At 45.5% G+C, this 20481-nt stretch carries 18 protein-coding genes; 3 read left to right on the top strand and 15 right to left on the bottom strand.

Translation table 11 applies throughout. The features are described 5' to 3' along the window. Positions 1-168 precede the first annotated feature (168 nt). The 6 genes from OO774_RS11165 to OO774_RS11190 all read right to left on the bottom strand — a co-directional run bounded on the left by OO774_RS11165 (position 169) and on the right by OO774_RS11190 (position 6980). Positions 169-441, bottom strand: coding sequence for an HU family DNA-binding protein (locus OO774_RS11165; protein ID WP_264902477.1), 273 nt, complete (start codon positions 439-441; stop codon positions 169-171). Between the two features lie 191 nt (positions 442-632). Further along, positions 633-2984 carry an endopeptidase La gene (lon, locus tag OO774_RS11170; RefSeq protein ID WP_264902479.1) on the bottom strand — a complete coding sequence of 784 codons (2352 nt, stop codon included), beginning with the start codon at positions 2982-2984 and terminating at the stop codon, positions 633-635. Between the two features lie 130 nt (positions 2985-3114). Further along, positions 3115-4395: an ATP-dependent protease ATP-binding subunit ClpX gene (gene clpX / locus OO774_RS11175; protein WP_014231221.1), complete on the bottom strand. Its 1281-nt coding sequence runs from the start codon at positions 4393-4395 to the stop codon at positions 3115-3117. A 70-nt stretch (positions 4396-4465) separates the two neighbouring features. Continuing rightward, complete coding sequence (clpP, locus tag OO774_RS11180; RefSeq protein ID WP_264902481.1) at positions 4466-5092, bottom strand: ATP-dependent Clp endopeptidase proteolytic subunit ClpP; 627 nt, start codon at positions 5090-5092, stop codon at positions 4466-4468. A gap of 105 nt (positions 5093-5197) precedes the next feature. After that, the gene (tig, locus tag OO774_RS11185; protein ID WP_264902482.1) at positions 5198-6502 is read right to left on the bottom strand and encodes a trigger factor; all 1305 of its coding nucleotides are present in this window, start codon (positions 6500-6502) and stop codon (positions 5198-5200) included. A 292-nt stretch (positions 6503-6794) separates the two neighbouring features. Beyond that, positions 6795-6980 (bottom strand): hypothetical protein, encoded by a 186-nt coding sequence (locus OO774_RS11190; RefSeq protein ID WP_176291170.1) that lies wholly within the window; start codon positions 6978-6980, stop codon positions 6795-6797. A 46-nt stretch (positions 6981-7026) separates the two neighbouring features. Here OO774_RS11190 and OO774_RS11195 point away from each other — a divergent pair, with 46 nt between their 5' ends. From OO774_RS11195 to OO774_RS11205, 3 genes are all read left to right on the top strand, one after another. Further along, on the top strand, positions 7027-8835 hold the full coding sequence (locus OO774_RS11195) for an ATP-binding protein (RefSeq protein ID WP_264902484.1): 1809 nt from the start codon (positions 7027-7029) through the stop codon (positions 8833-8835). Positions 8836-8837: 2 nt separating this feature from the next. Further along, positions 8838-10175: a sigma-54 dependent transcriptional regulator gene (locus OO774_RS11200; RefSeq protein WP_264902486.1), complete on the top strand. Its 1338-nt coding sequence runs from the start codon at positions 8838-8840 to the stop codon at positions 10173-10175. A 75-nt stretch (positions 10176-10250) separates the two neighbouring features. Beyond that, a complete protein-coding gene (locus OO774_RS11205) occupies positions 10251-10433 on the top strand; it encodes a hypothetical protein (protein ID WP_264902488.1) in 183 nt (60 codons plus the stop codon). Positions 10434-10475: 42 nt separating this feature from the next. On the opposite strand, the gene OO774_RS11210 is transcribed toward OO774_RS11205, so the two are convergent. The 9 genes from OO774_RS11210 to OO774_RS11250 all read right to left on the bottom strand — a co-directional run bounded on the left by OO774_RS11210 (position 10476) and on the right by OO774_RS11250 (position 20444). Continuing rightward, positions 10476-11837: a TRAP transporter large permease gene (locus OO774_RS11210; RefSeq protein ID WP_264902490.1), complete on the bottom strand. Its 1362-nt coding sequence runs from the start codon at positions 11835-11837 to the stop codon at positions 10476-10478. Between the two features lie 3 nt (positions 11838-11840). After that, a complete protein-coding gene (locus tag OO774_RS11215; RefSeq protein ID WP_264902492.1) occupies positions 11841-12530 on the bottom strand; it encodes a TRAP transporter small permease in 690 nt (229 codons plus the stop codon). A gap of 69 nt (positions 12531-12599) precedes the next feature. Continuing rightward, on the bottom strand, positions 12600-13598 hold the full coding sequence (locus OO774_RS11220; protein ID WP_264902493.1) for a TRAP transporter substrate-binding protein: 999 nt from the start codon (positions 13596-13598) through the stop codon (positions 12600-12602). A 298-nt stretch (positions 13599-13896) separates the two neighbouring features. Next, positions 13897-15012, bottom strand: a complete 1116-nt coding sequence (gene ugpC, locus OO774_RS11225; RefSeq protein ID WP_264902494.1) for a sn-glycerol-3-phosphate ABC transporter ATP-binding protein UgpC — start codon at positions 15010-15012, stop codon at positions 13897-13899. Between the two features lie 5 nt (positions 15013-15017). Continuing rightward, a complete protein-coding gene (locus tag OO774_RS11230) occupies positions 15018-15875 on the bottom strand; it encodes a carbohydrate ABC transporter permease (RefSeq protein ID WP_264902495.1) in 858 nt (285 codons plus the stop codon). Further along, positions 15872-16795 carry a sugar ABC transporter permease gene (locus tag OO774_RS11235; protein WP_264902496.1) on the bottom strand — a complete coding sequence of 308 codons (924 nt, stop codon included), beginning with the start codon at positions 16793-16795 and terminating at the stop codon, positions 15872-15874. Before OO774_RS11235 ends, OO774_RS11230 begins: the two co-directional genes overlap by 4 nt. Before the next feature lie 82 nt (positions 16796-16877). Beyond that, complete coding sequence (locus OO774_RS11240; protein WP_264902498.1) at positions 16878-18125, bottom strand: ABC transporter substrate-binding protein; 1248 nt, start codon at positions 18123-18125, stop codon at positions 16878-16880. A 161-nt stretch (positions 18126-18286) separates the two neighbouring features. Next, positions 18287-19729, bottom strand: coding sequence for an ATP-binding protein (locus OO774_RS11245; protein ID WP_264902499.1), 1443 nt, complete (start codon positions 19727-19729; stop codon positions 18287-18289). After that, positions 19719-20444: a response regulator transcription factor gene (locus OO774_RS11250; protein WP_264902500.1), complete on the bottom strand. Its 726-nt coding sequence runs from the start codon at positions 20442-20444 to the stop codon at positions 19719-19721. The genes OO774_RS11245 and OO774_RS11250 overlap by 11 nt, the downstream gene beginning before the upstream one ends. Between the last annotated feature and the right edge of the window lie 37 nt (positions 20445-20481).

Here is a 20481-nt window from a genome sequence, read left to right on the forward strand (position 1 = left end):
TCTATCTAATAGAAATAATGCCGCAATAGTACCAGAAAAAGAAATGCGCATCAGTATGATGCGCATAATTTAAGAAAGTTCGGCCCGAAGTTTGTAAATTTTTGTTCGAAACGAATTGTTTGAGCAAAAGTTATTCAAATAGCCTTTTATAGAGTCAAAGCTCTATGATTAGTTCACTGAATCTTTTAATGCTTTACCAGCTTTGAATGCTGGTACTTTTGCTTCTGCGATTTGGATTTCTTCACCAGTCTTTGGATTGCGACCTGTACGTGCAGCACGAGTACGAACACTGAAAGTACCGAAGCCAACTAGAGCAACTTGGTCGCCCGTTTGCAGCGTACCACTTACTGCTTCAATGAATGCGTCTAATGCACGACCCGCTGACGCTTTAGAAATATCTGCATTTTCTGCGATTTGTTCAACTAACTGAGTTTTATTCACTGTAATTTCCCCTTTGTGCCATCTGTGATTATTTTTGTGATGACGTTTCGTTCCATAATTAATAAATATGCCTCACCCCTTATCCATAAAGGGCTGAGAGCTATCAAAACTAACTTAGCTTCCAAAAAAAACGCTGACAAGCCTTTTTAAGCTCATCAGCGTAAACTTTTACTTATTTTTGCTGCACATCACTATTTTTTAGTTTCAAACTCAACGCCTGTCGGGTCTCGCTCGAGTGCAACTTTCAGTACTTCATCAATCCACTGAACCGGGATAACTGTCAGATCTGCGATAACATTCTCTGGAATCTCTTCCAAATCACGTTCGTTATCTTTTGGAATCAGTACCGTTTTAATACCGCCACGATGTGCCGCAAGTAATTTTTCTTTTAGACCGCCGATAGGCAGAACTTCACCACGTAACGTAATTTCACCCGTCATCGCTACTTCAGCTTTCACTGGGTTGCCTGTTAACGCAGATACCAGAGCAGTACACATTGCCGTACCGGCACTTGGACCATCTTTTGGTGTCGCACCTTCAGGCACGTGAACATGGATATCTTTCTTCTCGTAGAAATCGGTGTTGATGCCCAGTTTTTCCGCACGAGAACGAACGACTGTCATTGCTGCCTGAATAGATTCTTGCATGACATCGCCAAGTGAACCAGTTTGCGTCAGTTTACCTTTACCCGGCATAGACTGAGTTTCAATCGTTAGCAGATCGCCACCGACTTCAGTCCAAGCCAAACCAGTTACCTGACCAATGCGGTTGCTTTCATCAGCCTTACCATAGTCAAAACGCTGAACACCCAGGTATTCTTTCAGATTGTCCATCGAAACAGTGACTGACTTGATGTCTTTGTCCAGCAGGATATTCTTCACCGCTTTACGGCAGATCTTAGAAATTTCACGCTCTAGACTACGTACACCAGCTTCGCGAGTGTAGTAACGAATAATGCCGACAATCGCCGAGTCTTCGATAACAATCTCGTTTGGTTTCAAACCATTACGTTGCAATTGTTTATCGACCAAATGGCGCTTAGCGATGTTAAGTTTCTCATCTTCTGTGTAACCAGAAAGACGAATAACTTCCATACGGTCAAGAAGCGGACCAGGAATATTCATTGAGTTAGACGTTGCTACGAACATCACGTCAGAGAGATCGTAATCCACTTCCAGGTAGTGATCGTTGAACGAGTTGTTTTGCTCTGGATCCAGTACTTCTAGCAGTGCAGATGCTGGGTCGCCACGCATGTCGGACGACATTTTGTCGATCTCATCAAGAAGGAATAGCGGGTTTTTAACCCCAACTTTAGACATTTTCTGGATAAGCTTACCCGGTAGTGAACCGATGTAGGTACGACGGTGACCACGGATCTCAGCTTCATCACGCACGCCGCCAAGCGCCATACGAACGTACTTACGGCCAGTAGCAGAGGCAATCGAACGGCCAAGAGACGTTTTACCCACACCTGGAGGACCAACAAGACAAAGGATCGGACCTTTCAGTTTGTTGATACGGTTTTGTACTGCCAAGTATTCTAGGATGCGCTCTTTAACACGTTCCAGACCGTAATGGTCTTCGTTCAGAATCTCTTCCGCCTTAGCCAGGTTCTTCTTCACTTTAGAACGCTTAGCCCAAGGAACACTTACCATCCAATCGATGTAGCTACGCACCACTGTCGCTTCTGCAGACATTGGAGACATCATCTTAAGCTTTTGCAGCTCTTGCTCTGTCTTTTCGCGCGCCTCTTGAGGCATCTTTGATTCTTCGATTTTATTCTGCAGCGTTTCGAACTCATCCGGTGCATCTTCCATCTCACCTAGCTCTTTCTGAATCGCTTTCATTTGCTCATTCAGATAGTACTCACGCTGAGACTTCTCCATTTGCTTTTTAACACGGCCACGGATGCGTTTTTCAACTTGTAGCAGATCGATCTCTGATTCCATTTGGCCCATAAGGAACTCCAAACGCTCAGTAACATCGATAATCTCAAGCACTTGTTGCTTGTCTACCAGCTTTAGTGGCATATGAGCAGCGATCGTATCTGCTAAGCGCGCAGCTTCATCAATCCCATTTAACGAAGTCAGTACTTCTGGCGGGATCTTTTTGTTTAGTTTGATAAAGCCTTCGAACTGGTTGATCGCACTACGAACAATGACTTCTTGCTCGCGCTCGTCCAGCTCAGGTGTCACGATGAACTCTGCCTCAGCTAAGAAAAAATCGCTCTCTTTAAAGTGATTAATCTTCGCACGTTGCTGACCTTCAACCAGTACTTTTACTGTGCCATCAGGAAGCTTCAAAAGCTGAAGAATGGTGGCTACCGTACCTACGTCGAATAGGTCGTCAACCGTTGGCTCATCGGTATCCGCTTGCTTTTGTGCCACAAGCAGAACTTGTTTGTTGGTTTCCATCGCCGTCTCTAGACAGCTAATCGACTTTTCACGACCAACAAACAATGGAATGACCATGTGCGGGTAGACCACTACGTCACGTAGAGGTAGTACCGGGATCTCGATACTCTCGGAACGTTCCAAGTTCATATAATTCTCTCTTCCGCTTTCATATTTAACCTATTACTTAAGGCAGTATATGGGGGCTAATTGTTTGGATTCAATAAGAGAAATAAAAAAAGGAGGTAATTACTTACCTCCTTTTTATTCATGGCTTGATTTACTCTGCTCCAGCAGCCTGATTATCGGCGTTGCTGTAAATTAGCAGCGGTTCTGACTCACCATTGATGACGGATTCATCAATAACTACTTTGCTCACATCTGTTGCAGATGGTAGCTCGTACATGGTTTCAAGCAGAACACCTTCCAGAATTGAACGTAGACCACGAGCACCTGTTTTACGCTCCATCGCTTTCTTAGCAATCGCGCGTAGTGCATCTTCGCGGAACTCAAGCTCTGCATTTTCTAGCTCAAACAACGCTGCGTACTGCTTAGTCAGTGCGTTCTTCGGTTCACATAGAATCTGAATCAGTGCTTCTTCATCCAGCTCAGTCAACGTTGTTGTCACAGGCAGACGGCCAATGAACTCAGGAATCAGACCGTATTTCACTAAATCTTCAGGTTCAACCTGAGTAAATAGCTCACCGACTGTTTTGGTTTCATTCTTAGAACGAACTTCCGCACCAAAACCGATACCAGTACCTGTTGCTACACGCTGTTCGATAACTTTATCCAAGCCTGCAAATGCACCACCACAGATGAACAAGATCTTAGACGTGTCCACTTGTAGGAATTCTTGCTGAGGATGCTTACGACCACCTTGAGGTGGAACAGAAGCAACCGTGCCTTCGATAAGTTTTAACAGTGCCTGCTGAACACCTTCACCAGATACGTCACGCGTAATGGATGGGTTTTCAGCTTTGCGTGAAATTTTATCAATTTCATCAATGTATACGATGCCACGTTCAGCCTTAGCGACATCGTAATCACATTTTTGCAGAAGCTTTTGGATGATGTTTTCTACGTCTTCACCCACGTAACCAGCTTCGGTTAGTGTAGTCGCGTCAGCCATTGTAAATGGCACATCCAAGAATCGAGCTAGTGTCTCCGCAAGTAGTGTTTTACCACTACCTGTAGGACCAATTAGAAGGATATTACTCTTACCAAGCTCTACACCTTCGCTCGTTGTATCACCATTGCGTAAACGCTTGTAGTGGTTATATACCGCAACTGCAAGCACTTTTTTCGCGTAATCTTGCCCGATCACATAGTCGTCAAGGTGTTCGCGGATCTGCTTTGGCGTTGGTAACGCTTCAGATTCTTTCTTAGGGAGAACATCCTTAATTTCTTCGCGAATTATATCGTTACATAAGTCGACACACTCGTCGCAAATGTACACTGACGGACCTGCGATTAGCTTGCGAACTTCGTGCTGACTTTTGCCGCAGAAAGAACAGTACAGCAATTTACCGCTGCCACTTTCTTTGCTTTTATCTGTCATTCGCTAACCTCTTAGCCTTTACTCTTCATGAATGAGTGTATATCAATTTTTGCCAAAATGCGCTGGCAAATTACTCGCCGCGATGGCTTAACACTGCATCCACCAAACCGTATTCTACAGACTGTTCCGCTGACATAAAGTTGTCACGGTCAGTATCGCGCTCAATAATTTCAAGTGGCTGGCCAGTATGCTCAGCTAACAAGCGATTCAGCTTGTTCTTAATTGATAAGATTTCTTGTGCGTGAATTTGAATATCAGAAGCCTGCCCCTGGAAACCACCCAGTGGTTGGTGAATCATCACGCGCGAATTAGGTAGCGCGTAACGCTTACCTGGTGCCCCGCCAGCGAGTAAAAATGCTCCCATTGAAGCAGCTTGCCCCATACATACAGTACTTACATTTGGTTTAATAAACTGCATCGTGTCGTAAATAGACATACCCGCTGTTACACTGCCGCCTGGAGAGTTAATGTATAGGAAAATATCTTTATCTGGATTTTCAGATTCTAGGAAAAGTAGTTGAGCCACGACAAGGTTTGCCATGTGGTCTTCCACTTGACCCGTTAAAAAAATCACACGCTCTTTAAGTAATCGAGAATAGATGTCGTAAGAACGTTCGCCTCGGGAAGTTTGTTCAACCACCATTGGTACTAGTGCGTCCATAATTGGCGACATTGCATTTTTTTCTTGGTAGCTCATATTCTTATGTCCCTAAAATAAATGGCCCGGATGATGAGTATCATACGGACCATTGTTAGCAGAATAGTTAACGTGAAGTCAACCTTCTACGCAAGATAATGCTTATTAAGCAGGTTGTTGCTGGTTAAGTAGCTCGTTGAAGCCTACTTCTTTCTCAGAAACTTGTGCTTTAGCGATGATCGCGTCGATTGCTTGCTCTTCTAGAGCTACGTTACGCATGTTGTTCATCATTTCTTCGTTTTGCTCGTAGTAAGCAATAACTTCTGATGGGTCTTCGTATGCCGTCGCCATTTCTTCGATTAGCGCTTTAACTTTTTCGTCGTCCGCTTTTAGCTCTTCAGACTTGATTACTTCACCAAGTAGAAGACCTACAACTACGCGACGTTTAGCTTGCTCTTCGAACAGTTCACGTGGAAGCTGTGCAGCTGCTTCTGGGTTGCCACCGAAGCGTTGTGCAGCTTGCTGGCGTAGAACTTGAATTTCTTGGTCGATAAGTGCAGCAGGTACGTCGATGTCGTTTTGCTCAACTAGACCGTCAAGAGCTTGCTCTTTGATGCGGTTCTTAACAGCTTGCTTAAGTTCGCGTTCCATGTTCTTACGAACTTCAGCTTTAAGCGCTTCTACACCGCCTTCAGCAACACCGAACTTAGAAACGAATTCGTCGTTAAGCTCTGGAAGTTCACGTGCTTCAACTTTGTTCACTTTGATAGCGAACTTCGCTGCTTTACCTTTTAGGTTTTCAGCGTGGTAGTCTTCTGGGAAAGTCACGTCGATGTCGAATTCCATACCAGCAGTCTTACCTGCGATACCGTCTTCGAAACCTGGGATCATGCGACCAGCACCCATTTCTAGTGGGAAGTTCTCAGCTTTACCACCTTCGAATTCTTCACCGTCGATGGAACCAACGAAGTCGATGCTTACACGCTTGCCTTCTTCTGCTGCTTCTTCAACTTCAGTCCAAGTTGCTTGCTGCTTACGAAGAGTATCGATCATCTCTTCTACGTCTGCATCTTTAACTTCAGTTAGAGGCTTCTCAACAGCAATGTTTTCTAGGCCTTTAAGTTCAACTTCTGGGTAAACTTCAAAAGTTGCTGTGAAAACTAGGTCTGCACCTTCTTTGTTTTCTACAGGAGCGAAAGTTGGCGCGCCAGCTGGGTTAACTTTCTCTTTTACGATCGCTTCGATGAAGTGACGTTGCATAACTTCACCAAGAACGTCTTGACGTACTGCTTTGCCGTACATCTGAGCAACCATTTTTAGAGGCACTTTACCCTTACGGAAACCATCGAAACGACGGTTTTTAGCGATGTTGCGTAGTTCAGCTGTTACAGCGTCTTCGATGTTTGCAGCTGGAACAGTAATGTTTAGACGGCGCTCTAGGCCCTCTAGCGTTTCAACAGTAACTTGCATTATATATAAACCTCTAAAGTGGCTCGGTTTTCCGAGCTTATGAGCGTAACTCACCTGAGTTGACGCTTCATCCTTGTGTTGTGTTCTGTCCGAGCACCTAATTTAAATCGAGTATCGATACTGTTCATCAGTACCGGACTAATCAGTGATATCTTCAGTGTCATCACCAAAGGTATCTCCTATTAGCCTCAAGACAGATTTTTAGACGCGACATTCTAGCGATCTGTTACTACCCTGTCGAGCCAATAGCCACTATGTGGACATTGTCTGCACTAAATTCTCGAATGTTGCCTCATTTTTTGTAAAAAATGCGATAAAACACCCGCATCAGAAACATCGGCATATCTAGAATGGGGACAATAGCGACTTTTTCAAGGGAATCGACCGCTTTTTTTATTGAAAAGCGTAAAAAGAGATCTTGCTCTTGTTTTACTCCACAGACTTGGCAACTAAATCCCCAATCTATCCTACAAGCCATTAACATTTCTTAATTACGAAGATGTAGCAAAGTCAGGAACAAAGGGATGTCACAACGAAACCGTATTCTACTGATTTTTTTCGCCTTATATTTCCTGTGTGCGTTTGTTGGTGGCCACTGGGTGTGGAAAAACAGTTATCAATCGCTACTGGATAAACACCAGTCTCAGCTTGAACAGTTTTCTAGCCATATTAAGAATAAACTGGATAAGTACGCTCATATTCCTAACCTACTGGCAAAAGATGCACCTCTGTTTGAGGCATTGCTGCACCCGAAAAATAGCGCCCAACTTGAAGTAACGAATCGCTATCTGGAATCAGTAAATCAAGTCATCGCCGCTTCCGACACTTATCTCATTGATCAATGGGGAACCACTGTTGCGGCCAGTAACTGGCGTGATAAACGCTCGTTCATTGGGCGTAACTTCGCATTCCGTCCCTATTTCAAACAAGCCATCATCGGTGAGCAGAGCCAATACTACGCGCTGGGGTCAACGTCTGGTAAGCGGGGTTACTACTACTCTTCTCCTATAGTTTACGCAGGTGGCGTGATTGGCGTAGTGGTCGTAAAAATGGATTTGAGTAAAATCGAAGACAACTGGCAGCAACCAGATAGCGTATTTGTCGCCAATGACCCTAACGGAATTGTGTTTATGAGCAGTAGAAATGATTGGTTGCTCAAAAGCCTACAACCGCTTAGTGACGCTGAGAAAAAACAAGTTTGGGCCAGCCGCCAATATCTTGAAACTAAAATTCGTGATTTAAATTTCGTCGGCGACCTGAGCCTGTCCGTTACCGAATTAAAACAAGGCTACCCTTACAATAAAGGAACTCTGGTGGTTTCTTCTCTCGATCTTCCCGAGATAAAACTGACCATGAGGGTATTGTCGCCCAAGCAATCTATCGTTTGGATAACCTTAGGTTACCTGCTGGTACTCACTCTCATTTTTACCATTCTCTTCCTTATTGGCCAGTTGATTTACCACCGTCAGCAACGCCATTTACAACTCGAGCTGATTCAGCAAGAAGCCAATCAAAAACTGGAATATCAAGTGATGGCTCGAACCGCGGAATTACAGGCAGAGATTGCCCAGCGAACAGAAACAGAGCAGACCCTGCGTGTCACTCAGGATGAATTGGTACAGGCAGCAAAACTGGCTGTACTGGGTCAAATGTCCGCAAGTATTAGCCATGAGCTGAATAATCCCCTCGCGGCAATTCGCAGTTTCGCGGAAAACGGTAAGCTATTCTTACAAAAAGAAAAGTTTGATCGGGTCGAAGACAATTTAAGCCGTATTTCAGCGCTCACTGATCGCATGGCTAATATCAGCCAACAACTGCGCTCATTTGCCAAGAAAACCAGTGGCACTGAGCTAACCAAAACCCGACTGTTGCCAGTCGTCGCCTCTGCTAAGGAGTTAATGAAGCCCGCTTTCAAGTCAGCCCGCGTAAACTTGACGGCAGAACTAGCGGCACTGGATGCGGAGGTTTTTATCAACACGATTCAGCTGGAACAAGTCCTAGTCAACCTGCTGAGTAACGCGATTGAAGCGGTCAAAGATCAAGAGAATAGACAGGTCTGGCTTTCGATAGAACATGACCAGAGTCGTCATAACGTCATGGTTCATATCGATGATAATGGACCGGGTATCGGACAACGTTCCCTCACCGAACTTTGTGAGCCATTTTTAACTACCAAAAAAAATGGCCTCGGTTTGGGACTGTCCATCTCACAGCAAATATTGAGTGGAATGAACGGCCAATTAAGTGCTCACAATCAAGCGCAGGGCGGCGCTCGGTTCTCAGTTTGTTTGCCTATTGTTGCAGTACACGCCGAAAAAGGTTCAGAGGAATAATTATGTGTCAGGTATTTTTTATTGATGATGAAGCGGATCTCAGGCTAGCAATAGAACAGACGTTCGAACTGGCCGATATCGACGCGCAGTTTTTCCCCGACGCAGAGTCCGCCCTGTTAGCGATGAAAAAAGGCGATGAACCGGGTGTTGTCATAACTGATATCTGTTTACCGGGCATATCAGGAATGAATCTACTTAATACTCTGGTGCAAAGAGACAGCAACCTGCCGGTGATCATGATTACTGGTCACGGCGACATCTCAATGGCGGTGAATGCGTTACATCAAGGCGCCTACGACTTTATTGAAAAACCATTTTCTCCCGAACAGTTGGTTGAAACCGTCAAGCGCGCGATCGAAAAGCGTCAGCTTACGACTGAAAACGAGAAATTACGACAATCACTCAAAGCCAGTCAGGCTCTCGGCCCGCGAATTATCGGCGAAACGGTCAGTATCCAGATGCTGCGTGATACGATTTCTCACATTGCCGATACGGATGCCGATATTTTGTTGTTCGGAGAGACAGGTACAGGTAAAGAGCTTGTCGCTCGCTCATTACATGAACAAAGCTTGCGCAGAAATCACAACTTTGTCGCCGTAAACTGCGGTGCGGTGCCGGAAAACTTAATTGAAAGTGAGCTCTACGGCCATGAAAAAGGCGCATTTACTGGCGCAGAACGTCGCCGTATTGGTAAGTTCGAATTCGCTCAAGGCGGGACGTTATTCCTGGATGAAATCGAATCCATGCCCATTCAAGCACAGATTCGCTTACTGCGTGTTCTTCAGGAGCGGGTTATTGAGCGAGTCGGCTCAAACGAACTCCTTCCCCTTGATATTCGTGTAATAGCGGCGACCAAAGTGGATTTAAAACGTGCCGCTGAAGAAGGAACATTTCGCCAAGATCTCTACTATCGACTGAATGTGGTCACGCTGGATTTACCCCCTCTGCGGCTGCGAAAAGAGGACATCCCTGCTCTCTTCCATCACTTTTTGCTCGTGGCGGCCTCTCGATACGGAAAAAGCTCTCCGAGCTTGTCGTCTCAGGATCTAGCGACATTGATGGCGCATGACTGGCCGGGCAATGTGCGAGAGCTGAGAAATGCAGCAGAGCGCTTTGTGCTACTTGGGAAATTGATTCAACTCGGAGATACAAGCCCGACTCAAGTTCCTTCTTCTAGCTTGGCAGAGCAAGTAGCCGAATTTGAAAAAGCGGCAATCGAGCGCGCATTACTCGAACATAATGGCAGTATTAAGCAAACCATGACGCAATTGAATGTTCCTCGTAAAACACTGTATGACAAAATGCAACGCTATCAGATTGATAAAGATCTGTATAAATAAAACCTGACATCACATTTGTTGCTTTAGTCAACCTATCTCATACTATTGATAGTTCCATGGTTGGTAGCACTGAGCATGAATGAGAAAACAAAAATACCTGTGGTTAGGGACACGGTGGTTGTCGACGGACATTATCAGGAAGAACGACGCTCCGGAGAGGATCGCAGGAAGAACAAGCAAAAGTGGCATAGCTATGAGCGGAGATTAAACTCTCGGCCAAGAAGACATGACCACAAATCAATAGACGAAGAGGTGTGACATGCCACACCTCTTTTTTTACCCTAGTGAGTTTAAATTAAGTTACTTAGTGATTATCTCCGGCCCCATCAACATCGTCGGTAACCAGGTTGAAACCCATGGAATGTACGTCACTATAATGAGGAACAGGAACATTACCGCCACCCAAGGCAACGCCGCTTTCACCACGCTCATCATTGACATCTTCGCGACCCCAGCGGTAACAAAGAGGTTCAACCCGACTGGTGGCGTGATCATCCCAATCTCCATGTTCACCACCATCATGATACCCAGGTGGATTGGATCAATGCCTAAAGCAATGGCGATAGGAAATACCAGTGGAGCGACAATGATCAGCAAACCAGACGGTTCCATAAACTGACCGCCAATCAAGAGTAGTATGTTCACCACGATCAAGAATGTAATTGGCCCCAAGCCTGCGGAAAGCATCGACTCGGTGATCATTTGCGGGATACGTTCTTCGGTCAGTACATGCTTTAAGATCAATGCATTTGCGATGATAAACAGCAGCATGATCGTCAGTTTGCCGGCTTCAAACAAGGTTTGTTTTGTGTCGTGGTGTACAAAACTCTGAAGGATTTTCACAACGGCAGGTTTGGTATTCTGTTTATCGGCAAACGGCCCCATGTCTTTGTAAACAAAGTTAGCAATTAAGAAGGAGTAAACCGCTGCCACTGCCGCCGCTTCCGTCGGTGTGAAAATCCCGCCGTAAATACCGCCGAGAATAATGACTACCAGCATCAATCCCCAGATAGCATCTTTAGCCGCCGCGATCGCTTCTTTCCAGCCCACAAATGGTTGTTTCGGCAGGTTCTTAACTCGGGCTGCAATGTAGATGGCAATCATCAGCATGACACCAGCTAATAAGCCCGGAATTACGCCACCTAAGAACATACGACCGACTGATACATCTGTCGCTGCCGCGTAAACAACCATTACGATGGAAGGAGGGATCAGGATACCGAGTGTACCGGCGTTACAGATAACCCCTGCGGCAAAATCTTTGGAATAGCCGTTTTTGATCATACCAGCAATAACGATGCTACCAATCGCGACGACGGTTGCAGGCGAAGAACCAGACAGTGCGGCAAACATCATACATGCCACAACCGAAGCCATAGCAAGACCACCCCGGAACCAGCCGACCATAGCAATCGCAAAACGAATGATACGCTTCGCTACACCGCCAGTGGACATAAAACTGGATGCAAGGATGAAAAACGGGATAGCAAGTAAAGTGTAGTGTCCTTCAAATGCATTAAAAAGCGTTTGTGCAACCGATGCTAGCGATGCATCTGAATGCCACATCAAAAACAAAATACTGGATAAACCCAGTGATACAGCGATTGGCACGCCCAAAAGCATGAAGCCAATCACCATCAAGAATAGCCATAAAATGTCCATCGGTTAGCGCTCCTTGTTGTTATTGTTATCTTGGCTTTTGTCTTTGCCTGGCATGGGTTCCATTGCATCACCCGCATCTTTGAGCTCTTCTTTTAGTGCTTCTAACTCTTCTTCGCCTTCATGGCTGGAAATCAGACGGTCAAGCTTGCCAGTCAAGATTTGATAGGCCGCCTGCGCAAAACGAAACGTCAGTAACGCCATACCAATTGGCAGTGCCATGTAAGGAATAAATCGAGGCAGCTTCTCGTAACGCTCGCCTTCGTTGAGCCAGTCAGCCATAAACTGCAACATCTCTGGCATTGGAATATCATCCGTCTCGTACCATGCACGCTCTGTGGCGAACGGGTACCAGTAATTCCATGAACCAATGAGAAGTAGTATTGAAAACGTCAAACAGCATGACACGGCAAGCAAAGCACAAGCTTTTCTAAACTGTTCAGGTAACAAGTTAATCACCACGTCAACACCGATGTGAAAATGCTTTTTCACGCCGTATGAAGCGCCTACGAGAACCATCCAGGCAAAAAGAAAAACGGTAACTTCAAGCGCCCAAAGAATATTGTCATTGAATAAGTAACGCATCACGACGTTGACAAATGTCAGCATCGTCATCGCTCCGAGGAAGAAGGCAATTAAGGTTTCTTCAACCTTGTCGGTAAACTGACCGACTTTCGAAAAAAATGAGTGTTCCATAACGGTACATCGCTCGAATCAGGTAAGTTTGGCTCCCGACGAACGGGAGCCGATTATCATTATGTTGAGTTATTTTTGGTTAGCCGCTAACGCCGCTTCAATTAACTCTGAACCAATGTCTTTTTCAAACTTGTTCCAAACTGGTTTAAGCGCGGTTACCCACTCTTCACGCTGTTCTGGGGTCAGTTCGCGAACCACACCACCTGCTTCGATAACGTACTGTTTGTTTTGTTGTTCTACGCGGTTAGATTCCGCATTTCGGGTCTGAGTGACCTCTTTAAGAATGCTCGCAAGCTGGTCACGTACGTCGTCTGGAAGTCCGTCCCACCACTTCGTGGAAGTAACCACTAGATAATCCAATATTCCGTGGTTAGTTTCGGTTGTACCATCTTGAACCTCGAAGAACTTTTTACCGTAGATATTCGACCAAGTATTTTCCTGACCATCGATAACTTTGGTTTGTAAGCCACCGTACACTTCGGCAAATGACATTTTTTGAGGGTTAGCACCCAATTGCTCAAACTGTGCAACCAGTACATCGGAAGCCTGTACGCGGAATTTCAACCCTTTAGCATCTTCAGGGTGAACCAACGGTTTGTTGGCTGAGATTTGCTTCATACCGTTGTGCCAGAACTCTAGCCCTCTGATACCACGTCGGTTCATCGCGTTTTTAAGCTTCACACCCGCCTCAGAGTTTTGGAAGCGGTCAACAGCATCTACATCATCAAAAAGGAAAGGAAGGTCGAACAGACGGAATTTTTTGGTGAACTTTTCAAACTTAGACAGTGAAGGTGCAGCAAGTTGTACGTCCCCATTCAACATAGCCTCAAGCACTTTGTCGTCATCGTAAAGCGTCGAGTTAGGAAACACTTGCATACACGCCTTACCGTTCATCTCTTCATTGACACGCTTTTCAAGCAGCGACGCCGCGATCCCTTTTGGGTGCTTATCGGTGTTGGTTACGTGACTAAACTTGATGACCATTTCACCTGGGTCACAGTTAGCGGCAGCGTTGAAACTGGTAACAGCAAGAATTGAGGCAGTTAGTAGGGTAACAGGCTTAAACATTATTATTCTCCTTGATAAATGAACAACCCCATCACTGGGTGTTGATTCATCTACTAAAGCAAGGACCGAACCACCTTCTTGAATCACCGACTTATCCTTTTAAATCAGTCATTTAAAAAGACATCATTCAAAGTGTATTTACCTAGATCACAAAATTATTTTTGAAATGGGTGAAATCTACCCACGCCAAATGATTAAGTGGGTAGATTTAGACACACCCGTGAATCAACAAATAAAAATGGCAACCATTTGGCTGCCATTTAAAATTTACGAGTTGTTGAGTTGCCTTACTCCAGCGTTAATGAAACTCGATGCGTTGCTCGGTTGTCGCATCAAAGAAAACCGCCTTTGATAAATCAAAATGCAATGGGGCAACCTGACCAACTTTTACATCGAACTCCGGTGACAATCGACAGGCCACTTCTTGATCGTTAACCTTAATCATCGCGATGGTATCTGGCCCCGTTGGCTCAAGGACTTCAAGCTGTAAATCAAGCTTGGTAGATGCGGCAGACTCTTGATTCTCACTGTCCGTAATATGCTCCGGACGCAATCCAATCACAATCTCTTTGCCATCTTGTTTTCGCATCGAAGCTGGTAGTTTGATGTGATGCTCCTGCGCGTTACTGCCTGTCACTTTTATCACGGGGTTATCCTGAGCATCCAAATCGACCATGGTTTTAATGAAGTTCATCGAGGGTGAGCCCATAAAACCTGCGACAAACATATTATTAGGCTTGCTGTAGATTTCTTGCGGTGTCCCGAGTTGCTGCAGTTCACCGTCTTTCATTACCGCGATACGATCCGCCAGCGTCATCGCTTCAATCTGGTCATGCGTTACGTACACAATCGTCGTATTCAGTTGCTGGTGAAGACGCTTGATCTGGTGGCGCATTTCAACACGCAACTTCGCATCTAAGTTCGAAAGTGGCTCGTCAAACAGATACAGCTTCGGGCGACGAGCAAGCGCACGTCCCATCGCAACTCGCTGGCGCTGACCACCTGATAATTGCGAAGGCTTACGGTCAAGCAGATGATCAATCTGTAGCATTTCCGCCACTCGCTCCACTTCCGCATCAATCGCTTCTTTCGCCATTTTTCGAATCTTAAGACCAAATTCGATATTGCCTCTTACCGTCATATTTGGATATAGCGCATATGATTGGAACACCATCGCAATATCGCGATCTTTTGGTTCCACATTCGACACATTGTTGCCATCAATCACGATATCGCCTGAGCTGATATTCTCTAACCCAGCGATGGTATTCATTAGTGTCGACTTGCCACAACCTGATGGGCCTACCAAGATAAGAAACTCTCCAGAATCAATACTGATATCGATACCTTTCAAGGTTTCTTGTTCCGCTTTTGGATAGGTTTTACGGATTTGTTTAAGTTCTAGAGTTGCCATGATAATTATCCTTTTACCGATCCAGCCGTAAGGCCACGAACAAAGTATTTTCCTGCGAATACGTAAACGAGTAGCGTTGGTAACGCCGCAATGATCGCCGCCGCCATATCGACGTTGTACTCTTTCACCCCTGTACTGGTGTTAACTAAGTTGTTCAGGGCAACCGTAATTGGCTGTGTTTCGGAACCTGAATAGACAACACCAAACAAGAAGTCATTCCAAATGGCGGTAAACTGCCAAATCACCGTCACCATGATGATTGGCGTCGAAATTGGCAGAAGAATTTTAAAGAAAATGGTAAAGAAACCTGCCCCATCCAACTTCGCGGCTTTGACAAGCTCATCTGGAATACTGATGTAGAAGTTACGGAAGAACAGCGTGGTAAACGCCATACCATAAATCACATGAACGATAACCAAGCCTGTGGTGGTATTTGCTAAACCTAACTTACCGAGCACCGCCGCCATTGGTAACAAAATCACCTGAAACGGAATAAAGCAGCCAAACAGCAGCAAGCTGAAGAACAAGTTTGAACCTCGGAATTGCCACTTGGTCACAACGTAACCATTAAATGCCCCTAACAGGGTCGAGATGGCTACAGCAGGGATCACCATTTGAAAAGAGTTCCAGAAATACCCTTTTACCCCTTCACATTTCACGCCCGTACACGCGCTGTCCCACGCTTTATACCAGGCATCAAAAACCCATTCGGTTGGCAGACTCATCAAATTGCCCGCTTTAATATCAGGCAGTGTTTTGAATGACGTCACCACCATCACGAACAACGGCATCAAATAGAACAAGCAAAAAAATACCAATCCAGAATAGATAAACAATCGAGAGAAATTCATACTACGCATCATGACTTTTTCTCCCTAAGCTCTGAGTACAAATAAGGAACTAAAATGGCAAGAATACCTGCCAGCATCATCATCGCGCTTGCCGCCCCCAAACCTATCTGACCACGAGTAAATGAGTGCGCGTACATAAACAGCGCGGGTAAATCTGAAGAGTACCCCGGGCCACCAGCCGTCATCGCTGTTACCAGGTCGAAGCTCTTAATCGCAATGTGTGAAGTGATGATTACTGAACTAAAGAAGACAGGTCTTAAGCAAGGCATAATGATGCGCCAGTAAATGGTTGGCAGACTTGCGCCGTCTATTTGTGCCGCTTTGATTATGGATGAATCAATGCCGCGCAAACCAGCCAGAAACATCGCCATGACAAAACCGGATGACTGCCAAACAGCGGCTATCACCAAGGTGTACACCGACAGGTCAGAGTTTACTAACCAGTCAAATTTGAAATTGGTAAAACCCCAGTCCTGCATCAGTTTCTCTACTCCTAAACCAGGATTGAGAATCCATTTCCAGGCGGTACCCGTCACGATAAAGGAGAGGGCCATCGGATAAAGATAAATGGTCCGAATTGCGCCTTCGTTCCGAATATTTTGATCGAGCAAAATAGCTAAGCCCACGCCAAGAACAATAGCGATGAGCATAAACAGCAGCCCAAAAATACCAAGGTTGCTAATAGAAGTGATCCAACGATCGTTATCCATCAGCTTTTCATACTGAGTAAAACCAACAAAGTTAAAGCTTGGCAGAAAACGGGAGTTGGTCATTGATAATGCCGCCGTCCAGAAGATGTAACCATAGATACATACCACAGTTACCAGAACGGTCGGGGCAAGGACGATTTTCGGCAGCCAGTGCTGAAGTCTGTCCGCCAAACTGAGTTTCGCGTGGGACTTCTTTGAATACCGATTCACAACATGCTCCATAACGAATCCTTACGTCTTAAAGGAAGGGCGTATAAGCTCCCTACAAGCCTGTGCGCCCTTTAGGGTGTGATCTGTAAATGGATTAGATAGCGGCTTTAACTGCTTTCGCTAGCTTTTGTGCTGCTTGTTTCGGATCCGCATTGTCGTCGTTGAAGAAGTTTGTTACGACGTCATAGATTGCACCTTGTGCATAGCTTGTGGTCGATAAGCCGTGTGCCATACTCGGCACTAAATCACCTGACTGCGCACTGGCTTTGAAGGTTTCCATTGAGTCCAGGGCACATTGGTCAAATTTCGCCATATCCATATCAAGACGAACTGGAATGGAGCCTTTATTCAGGTTAAAGACTTCCTGGAACTCTTTGGTCAGAATGGTACGAGCTAAGTCTTGCTGTGCCTTCTTGTTCTCTTCGTTGCTGAGTTCAAAGAAAGCAAAACTATCAATGTTGAACGTAAATTGGCCATCGGTACCTGGTGCAGGTGCACAAATGTAGTCTTTACCCGGAACTTTACCCGCCGCAGTAAACTCACCTTTCGCCCAGTCACCCATTATCTGCATGGCAGCTTCACCGTTAATCACCATCGAAGTCGCTACGTTCCAGTCACGCCCCGGCGAGTTAGCATCTATATAGTCGCGAATTTTCTTAAACTTGGTGAAGACTTCGACCATTTTATCGCCCGACAAGACGTCCATATCTAAGTCAACAAACGCTTTGTTGTAATCTTCACTACCCAGCACATCTAGTGCGACGGCTTCAAATACCGTCGCGTCTTGCCAAGGCTGTCCACCATGAGCAAGAGGAATAAAGCCTGCCGCTTTGATCTTGTCAGCTGCAGCAAAAAACTCGTCCAGCGTTGTTGGCAGCTCTACACCTGATTTTTGCAATACTTCAGGGTTTGCCCACAGCCAGTTCACGCGGTGAACGTTAACCGGAACGGCAACGTACTCATCTTTGTACTTCATGACTTTGGTTACCACTGACGGTAGGATGTCATCCCACTTTTCCTGCTTCGCTGTGCTTTCAAGTGAAGTAAGGAAACCTAAGCTGCCCCACTCTTGAATATCGTGGCCTTTGATTTGAGCCGCTGATGGAGGATTGCCAGATACTGCACGGGTTTTCAGAACCGTCATTGCTGACTCACCGCCGCCCCCAGCAACCGCAAAGTCTTTCCAGGTATGATTTTGTTCTTCTAACATTTGTTTTAAAACAGCAGCAGATTTCGCTTCACCACCAGCCGTCCACCAGTGAAGTACTTCAACTTCACCCGCGTTGGCCATGTTTGCCGCAGATAGCAGAGATAGAGTAAGTAGGGTTTTATTTAGTTTCATTATTATCTTCCATGTATTGGATTAGACATTCAGGTCAACGACTCAATGACCTCAAACGTTCATACTTGAACTTAAGTCAGTCTATCCAACGAGAAAATTTAGATTGAAACAAAGCGTAACCTTAACGTAACAATCATGTTACATTAAGATTTTAGTTGATATTAAACAAACACTTGAACACGTAACCCGCGACTAGGCAAGTTGTCAATTATGAGATCTCCACCATGACCGTGGAGAATGTTACGGCAGATTCCAAGCCCTAATCCATGGCCCTGATCATCATCAGCCAGCCGATAATACGGCTCAAATACCATGTCGATCTGATCTTCTGGAATGCCCGGCCCCTGATCACAAATCTCAATTTTGACCCGGCCATCAAAGTTGGTGAGGGTTATTTCAGCGTGTTCACCATATTTCACCGCGTTATCGACTAAGTTGCTGATGACACGTTTTATCGCCAATGGTTTTGCAACGATTGACTCCGTTGAACTCGGCGAAAACTTCACCCGTGTTTGTTGCTGGTTATAAGGCTCAATCACGCTAGTAATGACATCATTCAGGTCAACATTGACGGTATTTTCATGCAACTCTGTATCTCTTACGGTCTGAAGCGCACCCTTCACCATCATTTCCAGATCATCCAGATCACGGTTAAATTTTTCTCGTTTAGTATCACTTTCCAGCAATTCAGCACGTAAGCGAAGGCGAGTAATAGGCGTCTTTAAATCGTGGGAGATTGAAGAAAACAACTGTTCCCTATCAGAAATATAATGACGAATCCGCTGCTGCATCCGGTTAAAGGCTCTCGTTGCTGTGACGAGCTCACTAGCGCCCTCTTCTTTCAGCGGAGCCTGCTCTACGTTCATACTCATTTCATTGGCAGCTTTTGCCAAGCGCTTCAACGGCTTCACCTGCTTTTTCATCAGCAAATAGGTGAGAGCCAATAAAATCGTGGTAGAAAAAATCAGAAACAGAATCTGCTCTCGCCCAATTAAGGTATCGTCAAGATTGACATAAGGGGCGGGCAGCAAAGCGGCGATGTAGAGCCATTCGTCTTTGGCGAGCTCGAGCTGAACAACTAAAACAGGAGGATCAATAGGGTTCAACGTTAGAGTGTGATGCGCCCACGACTTAGGTAAATCGCTCAAATAGATATCGTTTTTCAGCAAACGCAGGTTTTCGGGCAATGAGAAGTCGACGAGAATCGTGTCAACTTTGGGAAGCTTTTTGTTTAACACTTCCCCGATCGCTTCGATAGATGCCAGCTTTAGTGGCGTATCTTTGATTGGCTCAACAATGAGCTGCTCTCGGTTAAACGAGACAAAAAAGCGCGTTCCGCCCATATTGCGAATCTGGTCGAGCACAATATGACGATAGCTGACGGGCAACGATTGAAAAAAAGTCACCGTTGAGGAGAACATATTCGCCATACTTTGAGACGCATCGCGAATCCCCGCCAGTTCTTTCTGCTTTGACTCGGTATACCAAATGGTTGTTGCCACACCTTGCGCCAAAATCACCGCTAATAACGTTAAGCCCAATGTACGATTGACTAACGAATTGGGCTTAAATCGCTTGAGTAAACGCCGCCACTTACTGTTCATAACTGACTGGCACGGCGAGTAAGTAACCGTTACCGCGCATCGTCTTTATATAATGAGGGTACTTGGCACTCTCACCTAAGCGTTGGCGCAAACGACTGAGCTGAACATCGATACCTCTTTCAAAAGGTAATGCTTCCCGACCACGTGTCTCTACTGAGATCGTATCTCGGTCTATTATTTGATTCGGTCGTTTTAAAAACAGCATGAGCAACGAAAAGTCGCTACCCGATAAGTCATGCGACTGTTGGGTTTCTTGGTGGATAATTCGGTGCGACAAGGTATCCAACAGCCAGTCACCAAAACGAATTGGCTTGGCTGTTAAAGGGCTGACTTGCTCTTCTTTGGTCACTTTAACGCGGCGCAATACGGCTTTAATCCGCGCATTAAGATGACGCGGATTAAATGGCTTGGCGAGATAATCATCAGCGCCGATTTCTAAGCCGATGATCTGGTCGGTGTCATCTGAAACTGCGGTCAGCATAATAATTGGTGTAGACGAATGCCGACGAACCGCCTGACATAAAGAAAAACCATCTTCACCGGGTAGCATCACATCGAGCAAAATGAGGTCAGGGTACCCATGTTGCTCGATGTGCAGGTGCATTTGATCCCCATCATTCACGGCACTGACGATATATCCTTGTTTCGTCAGGTACTCCTGTAGTAACTCACAAATTTCTTGGTCATCATCTACGACCAGAATTCTCGCTGACATTCTTCCACCCAAAGTATTACTAATTGATCTACTGCCA

This window comes from Vibrio sp. STUT-A11 (assembly GCF_026000435.1).
Taxonomy (GTDB): Bacteria; Pseudomonadota; Gammaproteobacteria; order Enterobacterales; family Vibrionaceae; genus Vibrio.